At 70.0% G+C, this 25,222-nt stretch carries 20 protein-coding genes, 1 tRNA gene and 1 pseudogene; 10 read left to right on the top strand and 12 right to left on the bottom strand.

What is annotated here, in order from left to right; genetic code table 11:
• Positions 1–72: 72 nt before the first annotated feature.
• From O7624_RS12860 to O7624_RS12850, 3 genes are read right to left on the bottom strand one after another with little or no spacing between them, the layout of a single operon-like run.
• Positions 73–1,095 (bottom strand): sporulation-delaying protein SdpB family protein, encoded by a 1,023-nt coding sequence (locus O7624_RS12860; protein WP_282240162.1) that lies wholly within the window; start codon positions 1,093–1,095, stop codon positions 73–75.
• The gene (locus O7624_RS12855) at positions 1,089–1,658 is read right to left on the bottom strand and encodes an SdpA family antimicrobial peptide system protein (RefSeq protein ID WP_282240161.1); all 570 of its coding nucleotides are present in this window, start codon (positions 1,656–1,658) and stop codon (positions 1,089–1,091) included. The genes O7624_RS12860 and O7624_RS12855 overlap by 7 nt, the downstream gene beginning before the upstream one ends.
• Positions 1,659–1,716: 58 nt before the next feature.
• The gene (locus tag O7624_RS12850) at positions 1,717–2,388 is read right to left on the bottom strand and encodes a hypothetical protein (protein WP_282240160.1); all 672 of its coding nucleotides are present in this window, start codon (positions 2,386–2,388) and stop codon (positions 1,717–1,719) included.
• A 139-nt stretch (positions 2,389–2,527) separates the two neighbouring features.
• On the opposite strand from O7624_RS12850, the gene O7624_RS12845 reads away from it, so the two are divergent.
• A complete protein-coding gene (locus O7624_RS12845; RefSeq protein ID WP_282240159.1) occupies positions 2,528–5,218 on the top strand; it encodes a LuxR family transcriptional regulator in 2,691 nt (896 codons plus the stop codon).
• A 57-nt stretch (positions 5,219–5,275) separates the two neighbouring features.
• On the opposite strand, the gene O7624_RS12840 is transcribed toward O7624_RS12845, so the two are convergent.
• From O7624_RS12840 to O7624_RS12825, 4 genes are all read right to left on the bottom strand, one after another.
• Positions 5,276–6,574 (bottom strand): NAD(P)/FAD-dependent oxidoreductase, encoded by a 1,299-nt coding sequence (locus O7624_RS12840; RefSeq protein WP_282240158.1) that lies wholly within the window; start codon positions 6,572–6,574, stop codon positions 5,276–5,278.
• 84 nt (positions 6,575–6,658) lie between these two features.
• Positions 6,659–7,066 (bottom strand): four-helix bundle copper-binding protein, encoded by a 408-nt coding sequence (locus O7624_RS12835; RefSeq protein WP_282240157.1) that lies wholly within the window; start codon positions 7,064–7,066, stop codon positions 6,659–6,661.
• A gap of 183 nt (positions 7,067–7,249) precedes the next feature.
• Positions 7,250–8,260 (bottom strand): Brp/Blh family beta-carotene 15,15'-dioxygenase, encoded by a 1,011-nt coding sequence (locus tag O7624_RS12830; RefSeq protein WP_282240156.1) that lies wholly within the window; start codon positions 8,258–8,260, stop codon positions 7,250–7,252.
• Positions 8,257–8,952 (bottom strand): bacteriorhodopsin, encoded by a 696-nt coding sequence (locus O7624_RS12825; RefSeq protein ID WP_282240155.1) that lies wholly within the window; start codon positions 8,950–8,952, stop codon positions 8,257–8,259. The genes O7624_RS12830 and O7624_RS12825 overlap by 4 nt, the downstream gene beginning before the upstream one ends.
• Before the next feature lie 174 nt (positions 8,953–9,126).
• On the opposite strand from O7624_RS12825, the gene O7624_RS12820 reads away from it, so the two are divergent.
• Positions 9,127–9,954, top strand: coding sequence for a bacteriorhodopsin (locus O7624_RS12820; RefSeq protein ID WP_282240154.1), 828 nt, complete (start codon positions 9,127–9,129; stop codon positions 9,952–9,954).
• 101 nt (positions 9,955–10,055) lie between these two features.
• Here O7624_RS12820 and O7624_RS12815 read toward each other — a convergent pair whose 3' ends face one another.
• Positions 10,056–15,626, bottom strand: coding sequence for a fibronectin type III domain-containing protein (locus tag O7624_RS12815; protein WP_282240153.1), 5,571 nt, complete (start codon positions 15,624–15,626; stop codon positions 10,056–10,058).
• 123 nt (positions 15,627–15,749) lie between these two features.
• On the opposite strand from O7624_RS12815, the gene O7624_RS12810 reads away from it, so the two are divergent.
• Positions 15,750–16,721: a helix-turn-helix domain-containing protein gene (locus O7624_RS12810; RefSeq protein ID WP_170863551.1), complete on the top strand. Its 972-nt coding sequence runs from the start codon at positions 15,750–15,752 to the stop codon at positions 16,719–16,721.
• 61 nt (positions 16,722–16,782) lie between these two features.
• Here the strand turns inward: O7624_RS12810 and O7624_RS12805 are convergent, their stop codons facing one another.
• On the bottom strand, positions 16,783–17,670 hold the full coding sequence (locus O7624_RS12805; protein WP_282240152.1) for a LysR family transcriptional regulator: 888 nt from the start codon (positions 17,668–17,670) through the stop codon (positions 16,783–16,785).
• Positions 17,671–17,859: 189 nt separating this feature from the next.
• Between O7624_RS12805 and O7624_RS12800 the strand changes: the two genes are divergently transcribed.
• The 4 genes from O7624_RS12800 to O7624_RS12785 all read left to right on the top strand — a co-directional run bounded on the left by O7624_RS12800 (position 17,860) and on the right by O7624_RS12785 (position 20,977).
• Positions 17,860–18,660 carry a GNAT family N-acetyltransferase gene (locus O7624_RS12800; RefSeq protein ID WP_282240151.1) on the top strand — a complete coding sequence of 267 codons (801 nt, stop codon included), beginning with the start codon at positions 17,860–17,862 and terminating at the stop codon, positions 18,658–18,660.
• A 129-nt stretch (positions 18,661–18,789) separates the two neighbouring features.
• Positions 18,790–19,293, top strand: coding sequence for a hypothetical protein (locus O7624_RS12795; protein ID WP_282240150.1), 504 nt, complete (start codon positions 18,790–18,792; stop codon positions 19,291–19,293).
• Complete coding sequence (locus O7624_RS12790) at positions 19,290–20,231, top strand: ATP-binding cassette domain-containing protein (protein ID WP_282240149.1); 942 nt, start codon at positions 19,290–19,292, stop codon at positions 20,229–20,231. Before O7624_RS12795 ends, O7624_RS12790 begins: the two co-directional genes overlap by 4 nt.
• Positions 20,228–20,977, top strand: a complete 750-nt coding sequence (locus O7624_RS12785) for an ABC transporter permease (RefSeq protein ID WP_093408418.1) — start codon at positions 20,228–20,230, stop codon at positions 20,975–20,977. Before O7624_RS12790 ends, O7624_RS12785 begins: the two co-directional genes overlap by 4 nt.
• Before the next feature lie 452 nt (positions 20,978–21,429).
• Here the strand turns inward: O7624_RS12785 and O7624_RS30670 are convergent.
• Together O7624_RS30670 and O7624_RS12780 are read right to left on the bottom strand one after the other, a co-directional pair.
• Positions 21,430–21,656 (bottom strand): annotated as a pseudogene (locus tag O7624_RS30670) (hypothetical protein); the annotation flags it as partial.
• Positions 21,657–21,730: 74 nt separating this feature from the next.
• A complete protein-coding gene (locus tag O7624_RS12780) occupies positions 21,731–22,291 on the bottom strand; it encodes a hypothetical protein (RefSeq protein ID WP_282240148.1) in 561 nt (186 codons plus the stop codon).
• A 159-nt stretch (positions 22,292–22,450) separates the two neighbouring features.
• On the opposite strand from O7624_RS12780, the gene O7624_RS12775 reads away from it, so the two are divergent.
• A tRNA-Arg gene (locus O7624_RS12775) sits at positions 22,451–22,526 on the top strand.
• Positions 22,527–23,044: 518 nt separating this feature from the next.
• On the opposite strand, the gene O7624_RS12770 is transcribed toward O7624_RS12775, so the two are convergent.
• Complete coding sequence (locus tag O7624_RS12770; protein WP_282240147.1) at positions 23,045–23,551, bottom strand: hypothetical protein; 507 nt, start codon at positions 23,549–23,551, stop codon at positions 23,045–23,047.
• Between the two features lie 235 nt (positions 23,552–23,786).
• Between O7624_RS12770 and O7624_RS12765 the strand changes: the two genes are divergently transcribed.
• Positions 23,787–24,335: a sigma-70 family RNA polymerase sigma factor gene (locus O7624_RS12765; protein WP_282240146.1), complete on the top strand. Its 549-nt coding sequence runs from the start codon at positions 23,787–23,789 to the stop codon at positions 24,333–24,335.
• A complete protein-coding gene (locus tag O7624_RS12760; protein ID WP_282240145.1) occupies positions 24,332–25,138 on the top strand; it encodes a hypothetical protein in 807 nt (268 codons plus the stop codon). The genes O7624_RS12765 and O7624_RS12760 overlap by 4 nt, the downstream gene beginning before the upstream one ends.
• Positions 25,139–25,222: the final 84 nt, after the last annotated feature.

The raw sequence follows: 25,222 nt of genomic DNA, 5'->3' as shown, positions 1-25,222 counted from the left end.
GCAGCCGGCGCATCGGTGCGGGCGATCCGGCAGCGGACCCGGGCTCGCCCTCGTCGTACGGACACCGCGTGTTCAGTGCGACAGTTGGCCCGCCAGCACCGGTTCGTCCTTCTTCGGCCGCTCGGTGGGCTCCGCAACCGCGCCCGGGGCACCCTCGCCCGGCTCCTGGGCACCTCGACGACCGACCAGTTCCCGGACTGCCCGCCAGGAGCCGGGCAGGTTCGCCCCCATCGGCACGAGCAACAGCACCTGGGCGGCCATCATGGCCAGCGAGAAGCTCCACAACCCCATCAGCACCGCGATGCCGACGTGCAGCAGCACACCGAACGGCAGCAGCCACCACCGTACGGCCGGACGCAGCAGCAGGCTGACGGCCAGGGCGAACTCGATCGCCAGCGGAGTCCAGGTCAGCAGGGCGACCGACACCGGCTGGTTCACCAGGGCGTCCGTCACCGGTTGCAACCAGCCGGGGGAGCCGAAGCTGTGATGGTTGAGCCAGTAGTACATCACCGTGCCGTCGGCCCACTCCGCCTTGCTGAGCTTGGCCACCGACGCCTGGAAGTAGATGCCGGCGACCTGGAGACGGATCGCGAAGAGCAGGACGACCGCCGTGGCGACCAGCACCATGCCCCGACCGCCGGGGCGCACCACCCGGTCCCCCGGGGGCGACGGCTGCCAGTGCCAGCGGCGGGGGTCGGCCAGCAGGACCGGTACCAGCAGCAGGGTGAGTACCTGGTTGACCTGCTCGCCGCCATCCGGGATGGACACGCTGGTGCTCACGCTGAAGGCGATCCACCAGTGCGGCAGGGCGGTGAACCGGGGTCGCCACCCGCTCGCCACCACCAGCAGTACCGCGACACACGCCCACCGCACCAGGTCCGCGTGCTCCGGCCCGGCCAGACAGAAGGCGCCGATGTCGGACAGGCCGGTGCAGTGTGGTCCGGGTCCCCGGCCGAGAAGTGGCGTGAACAGCGTGTCGGCGTCAGTGAACACAAGTGTCGCGGCGGTCGCGGTGGCGAGCAGCGTACGGGCGAGCCCCAGCCAGGACCCCCAGGGCACCGCAACGGAAATGCTCGACGGGCGGCTGGTCAGCATGACACCTCCAAGCGAACGACGTGGGTGTACCGGAACTCGCCGGCGACCAGGTCCCGGTACGCCCACGGCACCGGCTCGGTGCGGGCGATGACGACCGGGCCGCAGACCGAGGGTGTGTCGTCACCGCTGCGGACCGGTGTGGCCGACGTCGACATCGCCTCGACGAGGCAGGCAGCTGTCGGTTGCCGGCACTGCTGCCAGACCGATCCGGGGATCCGGGAAATCACCAGGGCCAGTTCGGTGGCCTGCGCGCGGGCCGACCGGTCGAGCCCGAAGGCGTACCGCGGCTCGGCGTACGCGTCGGTGGTGATGTCGTCCAACCGACCGTCGGGGCGGATCGCGTGGACGGAGAGGTCGGGGGAGCGGGGCGACTTGGTGAAGAACGCCCACCCCTGCGGCAGTAGCTTCCGGAACACCGGGGCGGCCTGCTGCTGGCCGGGCAGCGTGACCGCGTTGCCCGGTAGGAACGTCTGCAGGTCGAACAGGGCGACCAGGCCCACCAGCAGCCCGATCCAGAACACCGGGCGGCGGGATACGACCACCTGGTTCCGGTTGTCCGCCATGTCATCTCCTCACGGAAGAAGGGGCGCGGGTGGGCACGGAAGTCCCACCCGCACCGGTTCAGATGGTGCGCAGCTCGGTGGCGAACAGGGCCATGAGCCGTTCGGTCTCCAGGTCGCGGCCGCCCAGGGGCCGCTCCCGGCTGTCGAGGAGCGCCACCACGACGAGTACGGCGGCCACCGTGACCGCCACGGCCAGGGAAACCGCGACGGTTCCGACGTTCACCACCGCGATGGTGGTTTCCACCATGACCGCCGTGTCGGTGCCCTCTTCACCTTCATCGCTGAACAGGATCGGCCGATCTCCCAACGCCGCCTCCAACGCCGAGCCGGCTTCGGTAAGCGCGGTCTCGACCTGGTACGGATCGCCGCTGCGCATGCCGGTGGAGAAGCTGGCGAGCAGTCCGGGCCGGTCCGCCTCGGCCTCCTCGATCAGCCGGGTCACCGCCTGCACCGCCTCGGCAGACCGGTTCTTGCGCAGGTTCTCGGCGTCCATGAAGACGTACGGCAGGCGCTCCAGTTTCTGGCCCACCTCGCCCTGCAGGAAGAAGACACCACGCATCAGCGCCGCGCCGTCCGCCGTCGTACCCACGGTCGGCGTCGTCGCCACGGTTGCCGGGGTCCGGTCCTCGGTCGGTCGGGCGCTGGCCACGCCCTGCCCCGCGATCCCGGACACCACCAACGACATCACGAGCGCCGGCGCCATCAGTCGGCGCCATCGATTTCTGGGCACTCAGTTCTCCTCACCCTCGCCTGTGCTGGGAGTCCCGCCAGGCGGCGGAACCCGGCACATGTTCGCGGGCCGGTACCGACAGGAGCATTGGGGAAAGCCCTTACGTAGATCACCCGTCCGGATCACCTATCGTGAGCGAATGTCCATGTTGGTGGGTCGGGACGAGGAGTTCGCTGCGGTCCGCACCGGCCTGGCCGCGCTCGTGCCGAGGCAGCCGACGATCGTCGAGATCACCGGTGATCCCGGTGCCGGCAAGACCGCCTTCCTGACCCACCTGCTCCGTCAACTGCCGAGCGTGTTCCATGTCGACCTGGCCGCCCACCGCTGGACGCCCGCAGCTCTCGCCCGGATCGGTCGGCTCAGTCGGGTCAGGCCCGTCGTCGCCGTCCTCGACGACGCCCACCGGGCCGAACCGGCGCTGGCCGCCCTGCGGCACCTGCTGGTCGACGCGCCACCCCCCGGACGGCTGGCGGTGCTCTGCGCCTACCGGCCGCGGCAGGCGCCCCGAGGCCTGCTCCGCCTGGTCACGGGCACCGGCGCGGGGATACGACAACTGGCCGTGCCACTGGGCGCGCTCCCCGAAGCGGCGGCGGAAGCGCTGCTTCCGCGCGTACTGCCGGCGACCCGGCGTGCGACGCTGGCGGCCGCCGGTGAACGACTGCCCGGTCTGCTCGCCGTCCTCGGCGCTCACCCGGAACTGGTCGACGCAGACGGCATCCTCGTGCTCGAACGGGTCGTGGAACTCGGCTCGTCCCGCTGCCTGGCAGGGCTCCTCGGCCCGGAGATCGACCTGGCGGACGAGCCGACCCGGCGGATCCTGCACACCGTGGCCGTGCTCGGCGAGGTGGCCGACCCTGGTTTGGTGGCAGAGGTCGGCCAGCTCCGGTGCACGGCGACCGTCGAGGCGCTGGACCAGCTGGTCCGCATGGATCTGCTCCGGTACGCGGCCGACGACATCATCCTGCGCCCGCGGCACGCCCTGGTCCGGGCTGCGGCCTACCAGGATGCGCCCGCCGGTTGGCGGGCCGGGGCGCACCTGCGGGCCGACGCGGCACTGCGCCAGCGCCGCGCCGACCCGCGTACCTGCGGTTGGCACCTGCTGCGGGCCGGCGCGACCGCCTCCCGGTTCGCCCGTGTCCATGAGATCGCCCGGGAGCTGGTGACCCTCGACCCGCCCTTGGCGGCCCGGCTGAGTCGCCTCGCGGTCACCCTGGCCCCGCCGGACGATCCGGTGGCGCTCGGTGACGCGCTGCTGACCAGGGCCCGGGCAACGGCCGCGTCCGGCGATCTCACCGATGCGCTCGGTCTTGCGCAGGCGTCACTCGACACGTTGCCTGGTCCCGACACCCGGCTCGCCGCGACTGTCCTGCGCGCCGAACTGGCAGACCGGCTCGGACCCAACGTCCCGGTGCGGGCCAGGCTGGCGCGGGAGCACACCACGACGGTGCGGCGGCTACGACCCCGGCTGTCCGTGGCGCAGGGCAGACTCGCCGCCAGGGACGGCCGGTGGGGCGAGCTGGGCCCGCTGGTCACCGAAATCCAGGCGGCGATCGGAGCGGAGACGGACCCACCGTTGGTGGCGGTGGCCCGGACCACCCTCGCCGCCCGCGCTGCCGCACACGGGTCCACCGACATAGCCGCCGACGAGTTGCGCGCCGCCGAGGCACTCGTCGACGCCATGTCGGATCGCGCACTCGCCGGCTGCCTCGACGTCCCCGAATGGCTGGCCTGGGTGCAGGGCGTCGTTCTGGAGAAGGCTGACGCCCTGCGCCACGTCACCCGGGCGGTGGCGCTGGCCCGGGAACACGGCCAGGCGCACGTGCTGCCCGGACTTCTCGCAGGTCAGGCGCGGATCGCCGCCGGCAGCGGTCGACTCGACGAAGCGATAAGTGTGGCGATCGAGGCGGAACGGGCCGGACGCTCGGTCGGTGCCCGGCAGGCGGTGACGATTGCGTTGACCTACCGGGCGATGGCGCTGCTCTGGCGCGCTGGCCCGCAGGCCGCCGCCCCGGTCGGTGAGGAAGCCGTTCAGGAGGCTCGGCACGAACCAGCGCTGCACGACACCGCGCTGGCGGTCCTGTCCCACATCCGGTTCGCCCAGGGCCGGCACACCGAGGCGCGACACCTGACCGGCACGCTGGTGCAGCCTGGCCGGGGACAGCCCCGCCGACGGGATCTTCAGCCCAAGTGGCTCGCCGGGCACGCCGAGTTTCTGGTCGCCGGTGGCCTGCTCGACGAGGCGTACGCCTGGTCCCAGCGGGCTGAGGCCGCCGCCGCCGCGCTCGGTCTGGAGATCCGGCGGGCCGAGGCACGCCTGGCCACCGCACAGGTGCTGCTCGCCCGCCGGGACCCCGTCGGCGCGCTGGCCGCCGCCCAGGACTCCATCCGACTCTTCACCGATCGGCAGGCCGACCTGTCACTCGGGGAGGCCCACCTCACGGTGGCCGGCTGTCTCGACGCCTTACGCGAATCCGGTGCCGCCCGGAATCACATTCACCTCGCCCGGGTGATCGCCGAACGCACGCCCTCCGCGTGGCTACGCCAGCAGGTGGTGAACGCCCAGCGCAGACACGGGGCCGGACAGCGACGCTGGGCCGTGGTCACCGGACCCGATCTCACCCAGGCCGAGAAACGGGTCGCCGCCCTGGTCGCCGAGGGCCTCACCAACCGCGCCGTCGCGATGCGGCTCTACGTGACCGAGCGGACCGTCGAGGCCCACCTGACCAGGGTGTACCGCAAGCTGGGGGTCAGCTCGCGGGCCGCCCTGGCCGCTCTGCTTCGCGACGGGGGTGGGGCGGTGCCGCCGGGCGGCACCCCGGGGACCGGGTGACACCTGTCCCAGTCGACCGCCCGCCGGCGTGACGAGCCACGGTGCCCGCAGGCGGCATCAGCGGCGAATCAGTTCCGGGGCCGCGGTGTCCAGCGGCACGGCGGCGCCAGGCACGAGGCCGAGTTGGACGCTTGGCCGTGAACCGACCGCGGCGAAGATCCAGTCGGCGGCGGTGCGGGCGCGGTTCGCGGGTAGCGACAGCAGGTGGTAGCCACGCGCCACGACCCGGGCCGGCAGGCCGGACAGCGGCACGTGGAAGGGGTTCGCGGTGGCCTGCCAGCCGCCGAGGTCGACCACGAAGCCGAGGTCGCGGTGCCGGTACGGGCGAAGCCTGCCGACACCGTACGAGGCGGCGATGTTGTCGGCGGCGAGGCGGCCCTGCCGGACGGCGTGCTGGGCGGTCATCGGGGTGATCTCACCGGGGCGGGCGTGGTCGGGCACGGCGGCGGCGTCGCCGCAGGCGAGGATCTCGGGATGACCGGGCACGGCCAGGTGCTCGTCCACGGTGATCCGTCCCTTGGTGGTGGGCAGGCCGGTGGCCTCGACGAGTGGGTCGGGTCGTACGCCGACGCACCACACCAGGGTGCGAGACGCCACGAACCGGCCGTCGGAGAGATGGACCCCGTCGGCGGTGGCCTCGGTGACGGACGTACCCAGGCACACCTCGATCCCGCGCTGGCGCAGCACGCGCCCGGCGACGGCCGACATGCGTTCGGCGAGGCCGGGCAGGACCCGGTCGGCGGTGTCCAGCAGCAGCCAGCGCGGCCGGATCCCGTCGAGCCGCGGGTGACGGCGGACCATCTCGTCGGTGAAGAGTTGGCCCTGGGCGGCTACCTCGGTGCCGGTGTAGCCGGCGCCGACGACCACAAAGGTGCAGCGCGCTTCCCGCTCGGCCGGGTCGTCGGTGGCGTCGGCCATCTCAAGTTGCTGGATCAGCCGTTCCCGTAGGTGCAGCGCCTCGGGGATGCCGCGGAAGCCGTGAGCGTGGTCGGCGACGCCGGGGATCGGCAGCAGCTTGTTGACGCTGCCCGCGGCGAGGACCAGGCGGTGGTAGGGCAACCGGCCGGTGCGCCCCTCGGGGTCCACGTAGGAGACGGCGCGGCCGTCGACGTCGATGCCATCGACCTCGCCGAGCACCACCTGCACTCCGGGCAGGGTGTCGGCCAGCGGCACGGTGACCCGACGCGGGTCGAGCACCCCACCGGAAACCTCGGGCAGCAGCGGCAGGTAGAGGAAATAGTCGGTCGGGTTGACCAACACCACGTCGGCGGCGCCGCGCGAGATGCGGGTCAGGCGACGTGCGGCGTGAAAACCGGCGAATCCCGCGCCGATGATGACGATCCTGGGTCGGGCCATGACGGGTCCCCTCGACGGTCGGCTGTCGTTTCTCGTCCCGTTCAAGAGGTAACCCCGTGGTGCCGGGGGAAACGCCCGACCCCCTCAGTTGATGGTGGCCAGCAGGTCGCGGCAGGCTCGCTCGCAGGCGCGACACGCGTCGGCGCAGATCCGGCAGTGCTCATGCTTCTCGGCGTGCGCGGCGCACTCGTCCCCGCACGACACGCAGGCCGTGACGCACGCCTCCAGCATGGCGCGGCTGATGTTGGCGTCGTAGCCGGTGTGGCGGGAGAGCACCCGGGCGGTGGCCGCGCAGATGTCGGCGCAGTCCAGGTTCGTCCGGACGCACTTGGTCAATTCGGCGACCATGTCCTCGCTGAGGCAGGCGTCCGCGCACGCGGTGCAGGCCTGCGCGCAGTCATTGAGGGCATCGATCGTAGCCGCCAGCTTCGTCCGGTCCAGGTTGATCGACTTCGGGTACGTCTCCAGCATGGGCATCGTGGTGCTCGGCATCGGGCACTCCTCTCTGTCGGTTCCTGGTGGTGCTCGGATGAGCCGATCGCCGTGTCGACTGCCGTTTCGTCAACTTTCCCCGCTCGGCCGGTGCAAACCCTCGACGGGGTGAGCCAACTCCCGCGCCCGCCGGCGGTCGACGCCCCAATCCCGATGCGCGTCGAGTGACATCGTCTGCACTTCTCACCGGGCCGTCCGTACATCGAGCCGGGCGACCACTGCCGCGTGCGGCACGGTGAGCCCGGCGAGTACCGCGAAGACCAGATGTAACGGGGCTTCCTGGTACGGACCTGCGGCCGCCGGGCTGAAGGTCGGCGATGCGTCGACACATACCAGGACGAGCAGGCCGGCGAAGGCGGCGATGGTGGGCAACGTCGCCTGCCGGGTGAACCGGCGGATCGGACCGCCCAGCCGTCCGGCCGCTAGGTGGTGGCGGTTGCCCGGGTCGGCGCGCAACAACCGGGCGACATGCCGGGCGGAGTGCCACATCGCGAAGTACCCGCCGAACGCCAGCGGCGGCGGCACCACCGCGAAGGCTGCGACGAGGACCCCGAGCGTCGCCACATCCCCACCCCGGCGGGCGGCCAGGTCGCGGAGTCCGGTCACCAGGGCTGCCAGGAGTACGACGGACAAGGCGATCAGCCGTCCGGTCGGCGCGAACGCGGCTGAGGCGCCCGGGGCAACCGCGTCCAGCAGCGGGTCGACCGTACCGGGCCACAGCGCGATTGGCAGCACCACCGGCGGCCCGCCGTACGCCAGGACGGCGAGCACGGGACGGACCGGTGGCCGCCCGTCCCGCTCGGCGTGGTACGCCACGTCACCGGTGCCGAAGTGCAGCACCGCGAGGATCAGGAATCCGGTCAGGGCGGGGACGGGCGCCCAGAGGAACAGCGCAACCGTGGCGGCGGCCGTCACGAGGTACGCGAGCAGCAGCCCGACGGTGCGCCGCAGCGGCCGTGCCTTGGCGGAGATCCAGGCCGGTACCAGGTGATCGACGGCGCCGTGCGGAAGGCCGATCAGCAGGCCCACGAGCAGCGGGAGGGTTCCCGCCCAGGCCGTCACCCCCGGAACCAGCAGGGCCAGGCAGGTGAGCCCAGCCAGTGCGATCGGGCCCGAACGGCCGACCCGGCGCAGCAGCCAGTCGCCGGGTGGAGGGTGAACCGGCCGGACGACCTGACGGGAGGCTGGCGTCACGCGACGGTGAGCAGGCCGCGGTCGGACAGACGCCGCAGCAGAGCCAGGTCGACCGCGCTCCACACGACCTTGGACAGGATCGGCAGGACCACGAACAGGGCGGTGTCGGTGGTGTCCCCGAACAGCCCGAACCCGGACGGCCCCAGAATCCAGATCAGCGGGTAGCCGACCCAGAGCACGCTGAGCAGGAGCGCCACCTGCGTGAAGACCCTCGACATGGGGGCCGGTTGACGGGCTGCGGTGGCCCGCAGCGGCCCCCAGATCAGCCCGAAGACCACCAACAGGGCCACCACCCCGAGGAGATAGAGGCCGTATCGCCAGGTCGGGCTCTCCATGAGATCAGCCAGGAAACCGCTTGTGATCATGATGATGTCGGCGGCGACGAGCGCGCGTACCAGTCCCCAGCGCTTGTGCGGCAACGCGTGCATCGCGGTGAGCGAGAGGGCGATCAGCAGCAGCGGAGTGCTGACCACCCAGTCGGCGTACCTGGCCCAGAACGTCGTCTGATCGGCGACGTCGATTCGACCGCCGCCCACCGCCATGACCACGTACCAGAATCCCGACCAGAGCGGAATAGCCGTGGCGATGGCGTACTCCACCGGCGGGATGCCCTTGGGATTGGCCCGCCAGTAGCGGAAGAGCACGACGCCGACCGCCATGGCGGCGACGTAGAACCACAGCCAGAACTCCACGGCAACTCCCTAGCCAATCCCGGCTCGCTGGATTGAGGGACCGTTCCCCAGATGTCAGCTTAGGATGGGTATAGACGTTTTTGGGTTACAAGGGGAAATAACTCCGATCGCGGAGACGGGGCACCACGTTCCGCTATCGGAGACGATCCCGGGCCGGAAGGGCGGGCCAGCGGCATGAACTTCGAAAACGAGTTCGGCTACAACGTCATCCAGTACACGCTGGTCTCGCACGTGCTGACCCTCGGCTACGCCGTCATGGCGGCCGGGCTCCTCTACTTCCTGCTGACCATGTCCGGTATCGCTCCGCGGTACCGGCTCGCCTCGGTGCTCTCAGCAGTGGTCATGATCTCCGCGTTCTTCGAACTCTGGGTGCTGTCACAGCGCTGGTCCGAGGCGTTCGCTTGGAACGGCAGCGCGTTCGTCAACACCGACACCCTCTTCTCAAACGGCTACCGGTACATGAACTGGTCCATCGACGTGCCGGTGCTGCTGATCCAGTTGCTGGTGGTGCTCGGTGTCACCGGCCGGCGCTTCCACCGCACGTGGGCGCTGTTCGTCGCCGCCGGCCTGGCGATGATCTACACGGGCTATGCGGGCCAGTTCTACGAGGTGGACAGGTCCTGGCCGTTCTGGATCTGGGGCCTGGTCAGCACCGTCTTCTTCCTGTTCCTGCTCGCCCTGGTCGCCCGCCTCATCTTCGGCAACCTGGGCCGGCTGCCCCGCGCCGCCCGCGGGCCGGCCCGGTCCGTGTGGTGGCTGATCCTCGTCTCCTGGATGCTCTATCCGGGGGCATATCTCATGCCGGCGATGTGGGAATCCGCCGACGGGGTGGTGGCCCGGCAGATCACCTACACACTGGCCGACATCACCTCGAAAGTGATCTACGGAGTGCTGATCGGGGTGATCGCCCGGAAGGTCAGCGTCGCCGAGAACTGCCAGGCCGCTATCGAGGAGGACGTGGCCCAGCCGCGCGGCGGCCTGACCTCCGCCACGGCCAGCTGAGGGCTTCGCCGGTCGCGGCGCACGTACGAGGCCGAGCCGGACGTGGGTCAGGCAAAATACGCGATGCCGGATGCAGAGCCTTACCAGGCAGGCTTCTGTCGTCAGAAGCACGGCGTCCCCTTGATGAAAGGGATGATGCCTGACGACGGGTAGCGGGCGAATCTGGCATGGATTCCTCCGCTGTAGGTGATGTCCCCGACGCCCCAGACCTGCACCCGGTACTTGCGTTGCGGGTTCTTCTTGTAGTGAAAGGTCAGGCTGCCGCTGGTCGGGCCGCCCGTGGGATATGCCAACGTCCGGTGCATGACGGTGTAGTTCTCGGTGCAGTCGATGACGAGGTACCAGAAGATGCCGGACAGCAACCGCTTGTCGTTGTTCATGCGCCAGTAGCCGTCGACCTGGATGTAGTCGCCGGTGCGGGTGCCGCGGACACCGGCGGTGACGTCGAACCGCTGGATGGGGTCGAACTTCCCCAAACTGGCGAAGATCCAGCTGCTGGTGATCTCGGCGGTCCGGGTGGTGCCGTCGGCCCACTGGGGCAACGCGGTGACGATGTTCGTCGACGCGCTCTCCCCAGCGGCGTTGATCGCCGTGACCTTGAAGTTGTAGTAGTGGCCGTTGCCGAGGTATCCGACGGTCATCGACCTCTTGTTCAGCGGGTACGGCAGCTTCTCCCACCAGCCGTTGAGCGTGGCGTCGCGCACGTAGACGTGGTAGTACACGTCCGGGGTCGGGCTGGCCGACCAGCTCAGCTTGACCGAACTGTCCCCGGCGACCGCGCGCAGGTTGGACGGCGGTTTCGGGAACGGCGGCATCGGCCGGGCGGTGTCGGTGTTCGACGGCGAACTGGTCCCGGCCAGGTTCGTCGACCGCACCCGGAACTCGTACGTGGTGCCGTTGTTCAGGTACTTCACGGTGAACGAGCAGCAGGTGCTCACCGGATACGGCAGGCGGATCCACGAGCCGCCGACCTTGCGGTACTCGATCCAGTAGTAGACGTTGGCCGTGGAACTCCGCGTCCAGGTCAACTTCACCGCGCCGTTGCCCGCGTTGCTCGCGTTGAGGTTCGACGGCGGTTGCGGGAACGGCGGCAGCGGTCGGGCCGAGTCGGTGTTGGACGGGCTGCTGTCGCCGGCCACATTTGTCGCCCGCACGCGGAACTCGTACGTGGTGCCGTTGTTCAGCAGGTTCACGGTGAACGAGCAGCAGGTGTCGACCGGATACGGCAGGCGTTTCCACGAGCCGCCGGACTTGCGGTACTCGATCAGGTAATACACCCGGGGGGTGGGGCTGGCCGACCAGGCGAGGGAGACCTTGCCGTTTCCGGCGGTGGCCCGCAGGCTGGTCGGCGGCTTCGGGAAGACCGGCATCGGCGTCGCACCGGCCACGTTGGAAGGATCACTCTCGCCTGCGGCACTGGTGGCGGCGACTCGGTACTCGTACCGCTCTGCGTTGGTCAGGTACTCGGCGGTGAACGTGCAGCAGCCGTCGACCGGGTACGGCATCTTCCGCCAGGACTGGTTGCGAGAGGCGTTGCGGTGGTAGACGACGTACATCACGCCAGCGGTCGGACTGGCCGTCCAGTTGAGGCGGACGAAGCTGTCCCCGGCTGTCGCCTTGAGGTTGCTCGGTGGTTGGGGGGCGATGCCGATGGCGGTGGCCCGGGAGGTCGCCGAGGCAGGCCCTTCCCCCGCCACGTTTGTGGCGCTCACCTTGAACTCGTAGACATGGGTGTTGACCAGGTACTGCCAGGTCGCCTCGGTCAGCTCCGTCGGGTAAGGCGACTTGCGGAAGGTGGTCTCGCCCGCGGTCACGTCCCGCCAGTACACCCAGTAGAGGACGTTCGGGCCGGGCGCGTCCCAGGTCAGCCGGATCTGCAGACTGCCGGACGGCACGGTCCGCAGGTTCGTCGGTGCCGTCGGCCGCGCCACCGTGCTCCGGGCCTGCACCGGCGCCGACGCCGCGCCCTCGCCGGAAAGGTTCTCGGCGGTCACCTTGAACTCGTACGTGTGCAGGTGGGTGAGGTATTCCCAGGTGGCGGTGGTCTTGTCGGTGGGGACCTCGGATCGTTTGAAGGTGGTCTCACCTGCGGTGACGTCCCGCCAGTAGATTCGGTAGTAGAGGTTCGGGCTGGGCGCGTCCCAGGTCAGGGTGATGTCGCCGGTGGACAGCGGCCGGAGGGTCAGGTTCGTCGGCTGGCCGGGCAGCGGTGGCATGGGTTTGGCTCGGGCCACGTTGCTGGGCAGGCTCTCGGAACCCCGCGTCGCGGTCACCTTGTACTCGTACTCGTGGCCGTTGGCGAGGTACTGCGCCGGCATGGTGCAGCATTCGGAGATCGGTATCGGGAGCTGCTCCCACTCCTCGTTCTCGGTAGCGTCGCGCTGGTAGACCCAGTACCAGACATCCTCGGTGGCGGACGGGTCCCAGGTGAGGGTGGTCATGCCGTCGCCGGGTGTGACGCGCAGGTTCGTCGGGGCGGCCGGCGCATCGAAGTACGCGGTCGCGGTGGCCGGTGCCGATGTCGGCCCCTCACCGCCACGGTTGGTCGCGCTGACCTTGAACTCGTACGTGTGGCCGTGGGTGAGGAAGCCCGCTTCCATCGAGCAGCACTCGGTGAGCGGCAGCGGCAGCTTGGTGAACTCCTGCTCGTCAATCGTGGTGTCGCGTTGGTAGACCCAGTACCAGACGTCCGACTGCGGCTCGGTCCAGGTCAGCTCGATGGTGCCGTTGCCCTGGGCGGTGGCGGTCAACCCGCCGGGTGCGGGCGGCGCCGCGATTGTCGACGTCGCGGTGGCCGGCTCCGATGGAGGGCTGACCGCCATGCTGTTCACCGCGACCACGGAGAACTCGTAGGTGTGCCCGGGCACGAGGTGGTCGGCGACCGCGCTGGTGCCGCTCCAGATCGTCGGTTGCCGTTCCACCGGATCGCGCTGCCCGGCGGTCACGTCCCGCTGCGAGACCCGGTATCTGATCCCGTCGCCGTCGATCGGCTCCCAGGCCAGGTTGATGGTGCCGTCGTCGGCCGGGGTGGCGGTGAGGCCGGTGGGCGTATCGTCCAGCGGCGGCGCCACCCGCAACAACCGGTTGGGGGAACCGACGCCGGGATCGCGGATCACGCCCGGCTCGGCCAGGCCGAGAAGCGCGGCGGACACCTGCTCGGGCCGGTAGTTCTTGTGTGCCTGCAGCACCAGCGCCGCCGCACCGGCGACGTGCGGTGTCGCCATGGAGGTGCCACCCGATACGCGGGATGAGGTGTCGTCCATGTTGCTGGCCGAGGTGATGCCGACGCCCGGCGCGAAGATGTCGACGCACGACCCGTGGTTACTGCGCGGGGCGCGCCTGTCGTCCTGGTCGGTGGCCGCCACGGTGATGACGTCTGTCAGGGCGGCCGGCACCTCCGTGCACGCGTCCACGTCGGCGTTGCCGGCGGCGGCGACCACGGTGATGCCCTTGTCGATCGCATCCTGCACTGCTTTGCCGAGCCGGTCCCGGTCCCGCGAGCGGGTAGCCACGCTGAGGCTGATGTTCATCACTGCGGGCAGGGCGGCGTGTTGGGTGATCCAGTTGACGCCCCCGGTCATCCTTGCGGCGGTCGTGGCCATCTGGCAACCGATCTGCACGTCGATGATGTGCGCCTTCTTCGCCACTCCGTAGCTCTTTCCACCGGCCGTGCCTGCCACGTGGGTGCCGTGCGCGCCGCACATTTCCACGTTGCGGGAGCGCTTTTCACCTCCTACGTCGGCCCGGCCACCGAAGTCGGTGTGGGTGGTCCGCACACTGTTGTCGAGGATGTACACGTGGACGCCCTCACCCATGGACGGAAAGACGAACCTGCCGTCCAGGGCGCCATCGATGCGGTCCAGGCCCCAGGAGGGTGGGTTTTCCTGGACGCCACCGCTGTCCGACGCCGAGACATCGCCGTCGTCGTCCAAGCTGACCGTGCGGTCCTCCTCGACCGCCTCGACGGCCGGGTCGGCGGCGAGTTCGCGCGCCCTCGCGTCGGTCAGGTCGGTGACCGAGAAGCCGCCGAGGGCCGCGCCGAAGACCCCGTCGAGGCTGCCGCCGTATCGAGCGACCAGGCGGGTTGCGATCTCCCGGATGCCGTACTCGCCGCTGGCCGCGCCGTCGCGCAGGTCGACGAGGTAGCTACCGGCCACGGCGGTGCCGTCCGGGGCCGGCAGGAATTCGCCCTGCTGGGTGGGCCCGCCGCGCGCGGTGGCCGACACCACGGTCGTCGGGGCGCTCTCGCCGTTGCCGTTCACCGCCGAGACGGCGTACTCGTACAGGTGCCCGTCCACCAGGCCGGCGTCGGTGAAGGACGGCGCCGCGACCTGGCCGGGCAGCCGGACCGGGTGGCTCTGCCCGTACGACAGGTCCCGCCGGTGGATGCGGTAGCCGGTGGCACCCGGCGAGGCGGTCCAGGTGAGCTGAACGTTGCGCTGCTCGTCGGCGGTGGCGGACAGCTCGGTCGGCGTCGGGGGCAGGGTCGCAGGGTCCGGCGCCGGCCGTGGCCAGGTGACCTCCACGAACCGGGGTCGGTAGAGGCGGGCGTCCGCCTGGTTGTCGGCGTTCGCCAGGCTGTTGACGTTGTACGACACGAGCAGCTTGCCCGGGCGTGCCAACTCGGGGTGCAGTCGGGCGTCGTACACGATGATCTCTTTGCCCGGCTGCGGTTCGGGCGCCCGGAAGAGGTGCACGGGTCCGCTGAAGGGGCCGGTCGGCGCCGGCGCGGTGTAGGCGACGGTGTCCGGGTTGAACACGAGGTTGCCGTCGACGGTGACCAGGAGGTACTGGTTTCCGATCTTCTGCACGCCGAAGGCGGTGGTGGTGCCGGCCATCAGCCGGGTGGCCTCCGACTCCTCGGCCGACCAGCCGTCGCCGGTCCAGAACTGCCACGGCCCGGCCAGCTCGCCGGCCGGCACCTTGGCGAGGTAGATCGGCTTCACCGGCCCCGAGTCGTTGACCAGCCGGGTGCCGTAGATGTAGGTGGTGTCGCCGTCCTCCAGGATGGCCGAGCCCCAGGCGATCCGGTCGGCCACCGGGAGCGGGGTGAGCGAGCGCAGGGTCAGTTCGGGCAGGTCGAACGAGGCGAGGGCGGTGCCGGTCAACTTCAGGTCGAGGGGATTCGGGCCGGAACGCAGGTAGTGGTTGTAGAGCACCTTGAGGGTGGAGTCCTCGACCGTGCCGTCACCGACCCAGTAGCCGGCGCTCGTGGGATCCCCGTCCCGCTCGGCGCCGACCAGGGACATCGGTTCGTCGACGCTGCCGCCGGTCAGCGTCTCGGAGAGGGTGGCGTCGTCCTGCACGACGATCGAATTGTGGATCATCGGCTGGAAGTCGGGACGTGATCCGTCGGGGTTGACCGAGCCGACGAAGGTGTCCGAGAACAGCCACACCATCCGGCCGTCGGGCAGCTTGACCGAGGCGGTGCTGTCGCCTCCGTTCCACCTGCCGCTGGTGTCTCCGTACGTGCGGAAGGCGTCGTTGAGTTGGGCCGCGGACATCCCGCCCGCAGGGATCTCGGCCTTCGCCACAGCGCCCGGCGCCAGCAGAATCGCCACCGTCACGAGCATCGCGACGGCGGCTCGCCGAGCCTTCGCCGCGAACATCACCTGGTTGTTGAGCGATACGCCCATCGGATACTCGCTGCGGTCGGTCGTCACGCTCGCCATCCACGAATAATGTGCCATCGATATGTGGAGCGGGGTGAAGGATCTGGACATCGAACGCAAGAATGTGGACAGTCACTCAGCGTCACCCGGGGGCGCGCGGCGGGCGCGTTAGGGAGGTCTGCGATGCCGGTCGAGGAACCGAGCGTGGCGATGCTGGCTTACCCGGGCGCGGGTAGCTTCGACTACGTCACGGTCAACGAGATCTTCGGCGTGGACTATGCGTACCGGTTCGGATCGTGGTACCGGACCAGGACGTGCGCCATCGAACCGGGGCAGATCGAGCTGGACGGCGGGATCACCGTGTCCGCCCCGTACGGGCTGGCCGAGGCGGAGGCCGCTGACCTCCTCGTCGTCCCGGGTTGGACGAGGGAACACGAGGTGCCACCCCGGCCGCTGCTGACCTCCCTGCTGCGGGCACACGGGCGCGGGGCCCGCATCATGTCGATCTGCACGGGGGCGTTCATCCTCGGCCACGCCGGCCTTCTCGACCATCGGCACGTCACCACCCACTGGACGACCGCACCGCTGCTGGCCTCGCTCTTCCCCGCCGCGACCGTGGATCCGCGGGCGCTTTTCATCGACGACACCGGCGTCCTGACCGCCGCCGGTATGTCCGCCGGTATTGACCTCGCCCTGCACGTGGTACGCGGGGACTACGGCGCGGACGTGGCTGCCGCGCTCGCCCGCAGGCTGGTGCTCTCCGGCTACCGCAGCGGCGGACAGGCCCAGTTCGTCGATTCGCCGCTCAGCCCCGATCCCGACGATCCGCTGCCGGAGTTGTTGGACTGGATGCGCGGCCACCTGGACCAGCCATGGTCGCTGCGATCGCTCGGCGAACGGGTGCACATGAGTCCGCGGACGCTGGCGCGGCACTTCCATCGGCTGACCGGAATGAGCCCACACCAGTGGCTCACCCGGGAGCGGGTGCTCGCCGCCCAGCGCATGCTGGAGGCCAGCGACGAGCCGATCGCACGGATCGCCACGCGGACCGGGATCGGGTCTACCGCCAACCTGCGGCACACCTTCCGGCGGGAACTCGGCACCTCACCCCAGGCGTACCGTGCCACGTTCCGTGCCCGCCGGACACCGCGATGAACGTGTGGATGGTCTTCGCGGATGTGTGCGGGGTGTGCACTCCAGCCGGTGCCCGGCCCGGCTACGTCGTTTGCTGCGCCTTCGTGACGACTTGAACGAAGGCGCGTACCAGGGCATTCTCTCCGCCTTTGCGCCACACCGGCGCGTAGTGCAGCACCGGTCCGTCGGTGATGGGCAGGAAGGTGATGTCGCCCCGTTGCCGGGTGGCTCCCACGTCCGATCCGATCGGGGACACGACGCTGCCGCCGGCGATCGCTTGGAAGGCCTCCTCGAGGGTGACGATGCCCAGTCCGCGCCGGACGGGCCGCCCGGCCGGGGTGGTGGACGGGGTGTGCGCCTCCCACACGTAGTCCGGAATGGGTCCCTCGGGGTAGACCACCGGATGATCGCCGAGATCCTCCATCTCGACGCTGCCCCGGCCGGCCAGCGGATGACCGGCGGCCACCGCCAGCACCAGCTTCTCGCGGTGCAGGACCGGCCCGACCGTGAGGTCTGGCTCGCGGATCGGCAGCCAGAGAATCCCGATGTCGACCGTACCGGCCCGCAGCGGCCCGAGCGGGTCGGTCGGCAGGATCTCGCGCAGGCGCAGCTCGCACTGCGGGTGCCGCTGCCGGAACAGGTCGAGGGTGGACTCGACCGACTGGTACTGGGTGGCCATCGTGCCGATGGTCAGCGTGCCGGCCTGGCCGCGGGCGGTGGCGGTGGCCTCCTCGATGCCGGAGATGATCTCGCTATAGCCGGCGCGGAGACGGTCGCGCAGCCGCTCGCCGAGCGGGGTGAGCCGAACGGCGCGGCTCGTACGCTCGAACAGGCCCCCGCCGATCCGGCGTTCCTGCTGTTTGATCGACTGACTGACCCGCGATTGGGACACGTGCAGACGCTCGGCCGTGCGACCGAAGTGAAGCTCTTCGGTCAGCGTCAGGAAGATCTCGATGTCGCGCAGCTCCACCAGACGGCCCTACCTTCGATCACTGCGGCCTGGGATTGGGCAGTCTACGGCCCCGCCGAGAACGGGCGGCACGAGCGTGGCTCGGACCACCGGCCGTCGCGGGGTCGTCGTCGATCGATCACCGCTGGCTAATGCGGCGATGCGATCTTCTGCGTTGTTCGGCCGGGGCGGCCGGGCGATGGTGAACGCATGAGCGAAAGCGTGATCGACATCGTGGCGGCGCCGGATCATCTCGGCATCCCACGCTGGCACGCTGTGACGTCGCCCGGTTTGGTGGCCGGGGTCGCCGAACTGCGGCCGGTCATGCCGTTCGAGTACGAACTGCCACCGCAGACCGCCCCGCAGCCGGGCACCCTCGAGCTGAACCTGTACGTACAGCCGCAGTGGCGTCGTCGAGGGATCGGATCGCGGCTGCTGGCCGCCGTCGGCGCACACGCCGTGGGCCGGCGGTTGATCGTGGAGACCGCCCCGGATTCCGCCGCGCAGTCGTTCTGTGAGCGGCACGGATTTCGGCGCACCGGATCCGGGAGCCATGATCTGCTCAGCTACTGCGATGTCCACCATGCCTGGCTGGGTGAGTTGGTCGATGTCGAGCACCCCGGATACCGACTGCGTCACTGGACCGGGGATCCGTGCGGCGCGACCAGCGTCGAGCAACTGCTCCGGCATCCGAGCGGGCCCGGTGCCGCGGTGGTGAGCGCCGCCGAGGCGGACGGCGGGGTGGCCGCCTATGTCGTGGCGATGACGGGCGCACTGCCGCAGGTCCGCGCCCGCCAGTACGGCCCTGCCGTGCTCGTCGGTGATCGCGGCCAGCGGCTGGGGCTGTGGGTGAATGCCGCTCTGCTCACCCGACTACGCGAGATCCATCCACACGTCGAGGAGATCGAGACCCGCACCGCCGACGAGGACTCCGACCTGGTCGCCCTGCGTCGACACCTGGGCTTCCGCCCATTAGGGCGGCGTCTCCGCTACGAACTCACCCTGCCGTAACCGGCGGCCCTGACTCCGATCCAGTGGCACGTCCGGGCCGACTCGTGCCCAAAGAATAGAGGTTTGTCATGAAAGATCCTGTCCGCCCTCGGACGTGGGCCGCCCCGGTCGGGAGCCGGGACCCGCCCAGTGATCCGGGTCGCCACCCGGCGGTCGCCACCTGCCCACGTCAACGTCAACGTCAAGGAGTTCACCACCGTGCCCGTCAACCTCTCCACCCAGGACAAACTCACGCTTCGCACGGCCGCGTACGGTGCGGTCGCACTGCTGTCGGCCGCCGGAGCCGCCGGCGGCTCGCCGCACAAGATCGCCACCGATGGGTCCATCGCCCTGGCCTCGGCAACCGGCCTGGTCGGGCACGTGCTTGCGGAGAAGTCCACGGGCGTCGACCTGAACGGCAGGTCGGTGGCCGAGCTTGCCGACCGCGTGCTGCCCGCCCTGACCGAGGCGATGCGCCTGCTCGCCGAGCAGGCTCCGGCCGAGGCCGACAACTTCCGCCGCACCGTCGTCGTCGCCCTCGACGCCGCCGTCCGTACCCGTCAGGGCGCACCCGGTCCAACCGTCGCCGAGATGACCAACAAGATCACCGCGGCGCTCGACGCCGCCGCGGTCACCCCGGAGGTGACCACGTGACGATCCCGGCGATCTCGGTCTCGGGCCTGCGCAAGGCGTACAAGGACAAGACCGTCCTCGACGGCGTCGACTTCGACGTCCACGCCGGCACGGTGTTCTGTTTGCTCGGCCCCAACGGCGCGGGCAAGACGACGACGGTGAACGTGCTGACCACCCTGGTCCAGGCCGACGGCGGCACGGTCCGGGTCGCCGGCCACGACCTTGCCACCGACGCCAAGGCGGTCCGCGCGGCCATCGGCGTCACCGGCCAGTTCGCGGCCGTCGACGAACTACTGACCGGACGCGAGAACCTCCAGCTGATGGTGGACCTCAACCGGAGGGTCGCCGGCGGCGGCGCGCGAATCGTCACGGACCTGCTGGACCGGTTCGAGCTGACCGCCTCGGCGGACAAGCCGACCTCCACCTACTCCGGGGGCATGCGTCGCAAGCTCGACCTGGCGATGACGCTGGTCGGCGATCCGCGGATCATCTTCCTCGACGAGCCGACGACGGGCCTGGACCCGCGCAGCCGCCGCACCATGTGGTCGATCGTGCGTGACCTGGTCGCCGACGGCGCAACCATCTTCCTCACCACGCAGTACCTGGAGGAGGCCGACCAACTCGCCGACCGCCTCGCGGTGCTCGACCAGGGCCGCCTGGTCGCCCAGGGCACGCCGGAAGAGCTCAAACGCCTCATCCCCGGAACACACGTACGGCTGCGGTTCTCCACCGCCGCCGAACTCGACGCCGCCGCGGGGATCTTCCCCGAGGCCACCCGAGACGACGACGCGCTGGCCCTGCGGGTTCCCGCCGACGGCGGCACGAAGTCACTGCGGGCCCTGCTGGACCGGCTCGACGAGCACTCCCTCAGCGCCGAGGAATGCTCCGTGCGCACCCCGGACCTCGACGACGTTTTCCTCGCCCTGACCGGCCACGCCACGGAGGTCGACACGAAATGAGCGCCCAGTCCCATTCGCTGGTCATGCTGCGCCGCAACCTCAAACACCTCACCCGGAACCCGACCTCGGTGTTCAACGCCGTCCTGATGCCGATCATCATCATGCTGATGTTCGTCTACATGTTCGGCGACGCCTTCAGCGTCGGCATGGACTACATCGACTACGCGACGCCGGGCCTGATCCTGCTGGCCGTCTGCTACGGGCTGGGAGCCACCGCGACAGCGGTGAACTCCGACATGACCAAGGGCATCATCAACCGGTTCAAGGCCATGGACGTCTCCCGCGGCGCGGTGCTGACCGGCCACGTCGTCACCAGCGTGCTGACCAACGTGATCGCCATCGCGGCGCTCGTCGGAGTGGCCTTCCTGCTGGGGTTCAGCCCGGAGGCGGGCCTGACCGACTGGCTCGCCGTGGGTGGTGTCGTCGTGCTGCTCGCCTTCGCGGCGGGCTGGTTCACTGTCGCGCTGGGACTCTCGGCGAAATCGCCGGAGACGGCGGGCATGGCCGCCGTGCCGCTGGTCATGCTGCCATTCTTCAGCAGCGCGATCGTCCCGGCGGAGAAGATGGGGCCGGGCCTGCGACAGTTCGCCGAGTACCAGCCGTTCACGCCGATCATCGAGACCGTGCGCGGCCTGCTCGACAGCGCGCCTGACACCACCGACGCGGCCGTCGCAGTCGCCTGGTGCGTGGCGATCGCCCTCGTCGGCTACCTGTGGGCGCGTTCCGCCTTCACGAAGCGAGCGTGACCCGGGCCGGTGTGGGGCGTTGCGGCGCCGTCTCGGTGAACGTGATCCGACGAGGCGGCGCCGCAACGAATCGAGAGCCCTTGCGCTCGGCACCCGGCCGTCGCGGCCGAACGCCGGATGGGAGCACTCGTCGCCCATGCCGACGTCCGCTACCCGATGCCCGGTTCCGGCCACCACGCCTTGGCCGGCACCTTCGCACCCGACCTCACCCTGCACACCGACCGGGGCATCACGGCACGTCGCCTGGGCCGCGACGCTCGACGAACCCACCGCCACCGCCGAGGCCACGTTGCGAGAAAGGCTCTCCCGCTGGTTCGGCACACCTGCAAAGCACAGGGGAGGCTCCAGGAGTCCGGCGGCCTGGACGGCGTAGCCGCCGGCCAGGGCGAAGCCGTATCGTTCGGCTGCCCCGAGCCCGGTGCGGGCGAGGCGTTCGTGGAAGGGATCCACCGCTACGCCGCGTTGCTGCGGGTTGCGGCGAGTTCGGGCAAGGCATCCTTCCAGCGATCGCGGAGCTGGGGCGGCAGCCAGAGGGTGGGCGGCCAGAGCCGCCGGAGCAGGTCAGCGTCGAGCCAGGTGTTCAGATCCTCGACGGTACTGGCATCCTGCGCGGGCTGCGGTTGGTTGCTCGTCGGACCTCCGGTCGTAGCGCCTGGCGGATCGCCTCCCGGCCGTATCCGGCTCTTCGTCATGTCTCTGTGGCCGCAAGGTGATCGCGATGGTCGGGACTGACCGCGACGTCGGCGTTGGTCGTTACTCGCGGACCAGTCCCGGTGGCAGCGCGTCTTCGCCGGGTCGTACCTGGCGGGCGTTGGCCACGGGGTCGCGTTCGAGGGCGTGGATCACGGGTGTCGGGCCGCCGACGCAGGTCCAGGTGTCGTCCCAGAGCGCGGAGACCAGCCATGACCGGTCGGCGGGGAAGAACAGATCGGGTAGCGCTCCGCGGCCGTGGCGCATGTGCCCACCGGTGCGCCAGGTGAGGGCCTGCTCGGGACCGGCCTCGACCAGCACGTACGGCCAGTCCCAGTAGAGGAACACCCTCCGGGCGTGGGGGAAGACGACGTCGTGGGCGCCGGTGTCGAGGTAGGCCAGCAACCAGGGCTGGTCCGGAGTGTGCGTGATGAGGTCCTCGACCAAGGCGTGCTCGTAGCTGGCGACGGTGACGTCGTCGGCCTGGTACGTGGTGGCGTAGGCATCGAAGACCGGCGGGATGGCGGTGGTGATCGAGACGCCGGCAGTGGTGTGACCAGCGATCCAACTCACGTCGGCGGCGGTGCCGATGCGCCAGCTCCGCCCGTCCTTGCTGACCTGCACCCCGCCATTCAAGCCGCTGCAGCGTCGGTTGGCCAGGAGCCAGACCGGTCGTGCAACGGCGGCCGGCGACGGCGGCAGGCTGGGACAACGATGATCGGGGGAAGGTTGCCACTCCCTGCCACCTCAGGTAAACCCCAGGTCGCTAGACTGTGCCCTCGCGCCCTCGTAGCTCAGGGGATAGAGCATCGGTTTCCTAAACCGTGTGTCGCAGGTTCGAATCCTGCCGGGGGCACCAGGTAACAGCCTTGATCATCGATCACTGATCCGCCTTCCGGGGCTTACGTGCCCGCTGCGTGCCCGATCGCCTTGCAACCTTCGACCGGCTCGCGTCCAGGTGCTCAGATGGGTGGGCCGCCGATCATGGGGCGTCACGTCGTTCAATCCAGCCGACCGTAGGGCGATGTTGAAGCGACGGCGGAATCCGTGATGGCTCTGCTGCCGTGCTGCCGTGCTGGTGTGCGACTGTCGACCGGGGAAGACGAACACATCCGGCACGTCGGGCAGCGTCGCCAGGTGTCGACGCAGCGCCAGCGCTCCCCCGATTCGCATGCCACCGTAGGCCAGCAGTAGGACCAGGACGCGGTCGGGAAGGTCGCAGGCGGCGGCGAGCTTGCCGACCTGGGCGATGGTGGCTCCGCCCCGAACCCCGACCCTCCTCAGAGATCCGCTTTAACGGCCAAAGACCCAAGGAAGCACGTCGGCGATCATGGATTACGCGATCGTAGCCACGCGAAGGCCGCATGGCGCGGGCAACTACCCATCACCACATCCGACAGCGATAGACAACACCGACAGTCGTCCGGTCTCGAACGCGGCCCTCTCATCCGCCGTCAGCTCGTAGTACGAAAATCGCGGCTGACTCGTCATCCAGCGCTTGACGTGCACGAAACAGCCGTGCCACTCGCCGTGACCGATCAACTGGAAGCCGCGGAAGTCTGGATTCTTTGTCGGAGCGCTGACGACAAGTCCAGGTCCCGAGACGCGAGCAAGGGCGTCATCATCCGGAGGTCCGACGAAGATCGCGACTGCGGCGCGAACCTCGGCAGGCGCCGTACCAGGATCAATGTAGTCGTGCACTCGTTCGTAACCGCGCACGCTGACCTGAGACACATAGCGTTGAGCCGGGGTCCCAACGGGATCCTGCAACTTGAGCACGCCGAAACAGCCGGCGGCAACCGCGGCAAACGACAGCAGCCAGATACGTCGGCGTCGCGAACGTACCGCGATGCGCCCGTCAGCGGCATCGTCGGATCCAGGCACGACGAAACAGTAGGCCAACCGAGCCACGCATGGGTGGGCGCAAGGTCAAGAGCGCTGGACGGACCGGACCATCCTGGGCCGCCCACGGGCCAGTAGCCGCGAGGCCCAGCGGTCACGAGCGGGCACCGATCACTGATCCTCCTTCAGCGATTGGGCAGTCAGAAGTGACGGCGATCACACGGGGTTGGGACCCGATCCGGTGGGGCGCGTCGTCTTACCGGGTGTGAGACGAGGCATGGACGCAGCTGACGAGGGTGAACTCGTACGCCGAGTGGCCCGTGGAGATCGGCGCGCGTTCGACGAGCTCTACCGGCGTACGGTGCCCTGGCTGGAGGTGCGCCTGCGCCGGCGGTGCGCCGATCCGGACATGGTCGCCGAAGTCCTGCAGGACACGTACCTGACGGTCTGGCGGGCTGCGGGCAGTTTCGCCGGAGTGCCGGCGGCGCGCGGCGGGGGGAGCGCGGTGGGTTGGTTGTGGACCATCGCCGCCCACCGTCTGGTCGATGCGTTCCGGCGCCGGGCGCGCCGGGCCCGGGTGCCGCAGGTGCAGCTGATGCCGGACACGGCCCCGGCGGCCGAGGACGAGGTGATGGCCGCCCGGGTCGGCCAGGAGTTGGAGCAGGCCCTGCTGGTCCTTCCGCCCGAGGTGCGGGCCGCGCTGCGGGCGACGGTCCTCGACGGGCTTTCCATGCGGGAGGCGTCGGTGTTGCTGGGCGTACCGGAGAACACCGTCAAGTCCCGGGTCCGCCGCGCCCGGATCGCCCTGCGGGAGGCTCTGTCATGACGACCACCCATCCCACGATGTCCCAGATAGAGCGGTACGCCGCCGGGGATCCCGGCCTCGACGAGCCCAGCGTCTGGGCGGTCGAGGTGCACCTTGAGGACTGCGGTGACTGCCGCGCCCGGCTGGCCGGTGCCACCACTGTCGACACCCGGACGTTGATCGATCGCGTCGCGATGAACCTGGACTGGGAGATCGCCGCCACATCCGCTCCCGCCGGCCGCAGCCGGCCCTGGTCCGTGCTGCGCCACCGCTGGTTCGTCGGCACGCTGTTGCCGTGGCTGGCGATGACCGCCACGGTGCTCGCCTCCGCCGCGCTGCTCGGTGAACTGTGGGCGGGGCGGCCCTCGCTGGTGCTGCTGATCGCACCGCTGGCTCCGCTGCCCGGCGTGGCGGTCGCCTGGCATCGGCGTGCCGATCCGGCCTGGGAACTGATTGCCGCCACTCCCGCCATCGGTCTGACGATGTTGCTGCGGCGTACTGCGGCGGTGCTGGTCTTCGTCATTCCCGCTCTCGCCGTGGCTGGTGTGCGCACCGGGGTGTCACTTGCTCTGATGCTGCTGCCGTGCCTGGCCTTCACCGCCGCCACGCTGCTGCTGGGGACGCTTGTCGGCGTACGCCGGGCCGCGATCGGACTGATCGCGATCTGGACGCTCGTCGTGATCGCTCCGAGTTTGGCCGCAGCTCGGCTCCCGGTGGTCCTGGCCGCCGACAGTGCCGGCATCTGGGCACTGGCCACGCTGCTGCTGACCGTCATGGCCCTCCTCCGGGTCAACGGACTCCGTCGACTCACCCACCACGACTAGACAGCTCCCACCGTGCCCAGACGACTCCTGCCTTGCCTGGGCAGCTCCGACCTGCGAAAGAGGCGGCGTCGCTGCCGCGCTGCC

Origin of the sequence: Verrucosispora sp. WMMD1129 (assembly GCF_029581255.1) — a bacterium.
Lineage (GTDB): Bacteria > Actinomycetota > Actinomycetes > Mycobacteriales > Micromonosporaceae > Micromonospora > Micromonospora sediminimaris.
The sequence above is the reverse complement of the archived record's forward strand: the minus strand, read 5'-3'. Positions and strand labels throughout refer to the sequence as shown.

What these genes read in the sequence shown, in the direction of transcription:
- O7624_RS12835 (WP_282240157.1), bottom strand. Translation starts at nt 7,066, where the DNA reads ATGCCGAGCACCACGATGCCCATGCTGGAGACGTACCCGAAGTCGATC.
- O7624_RS12815 (WP_282240153.1), bottom strand. Translation starts at nt 15,626, where the DNA reads ATGGCGAGCGTGACGACCGACCGCAGCGAGTATCCGATGGGCGTATCG.
- O7624_RS12785 (WP_093408418.1), top strand. Translation starts at nt 20,228, where the DNA reads ATGAGCGCCCAGTCCCATTCGCTGGTCATGCTGCGCCGCAACCTCAAA.
- O7624_RS12845 (WP_282240159.1), top strand. Translation starts at nt 2,528, where the DNA reads ATGTCCATGTTGGTGGGTCGGGACGAGGAGTTCGCTGCGGTCCGCACC.
- O7624_RS12765 (WP_282240146.1), top strand. Translation starts at nt 23,787, where the DNA reads ATGGACGCAGCTGACGAGGGTGAACTCGTACGCCGAGTGGCCCGTGGA.
- O7624_RS12820 (WP_282240154.1), top strand. Translation starts at nt 9,127, where the DNA reads ATGAACTTCGAAAACGAGTTCGGCTACAACGTCATCCAGTACACGCTG.
- O7624_RS12800 (WP_282240151.1), top strand. Translation starts at nt 17,860, where the DNA reads ATGAGCGAAAGCGTGATCGACATCGTGGCGGCGCCGGATCATCTCGGC.
- O7624_RS12810 (WP_170863551.1), top strand. Translation starts at nt 15,750, where the DNA reads ATGCCGGTCGAGGAACCGAGCGTGGCGATGCTGGCTTACCCGGGCGCG.
- O7624_RS12760 (WP_282240145.1), top strand. Translation starts at nt 24,332, where the DNA reads ATGACGACCACCCATCCCACGATGTCCCAGATAGAGCGGTACGCCGCC.
- O7624_RS12855 (WP_282240161.1), bottom strand. Translation starts at nt 1,658, where the DNA reads ATGGCGGACAACCGGAACCAGGTGGTCGTATCCCGCCGCCCGGTGTTC.
- O7624_RS12860 (WP_282240162.1), bottom strand. Translation starts at nt 1,095, where the DNA reads ATGCTGACCAGCCGCCCGTCGAGCATTTCCGTTGCGGTGCCCTGGGGG.
- O7624_RS12840 (WP_282240158.1), bottom strand. Translation starts at nt 6,574, where the DNA reads ATGGCCCGACCCAGGATCGTCATCATCGGCGCGGGATTCGCCGGTTTT.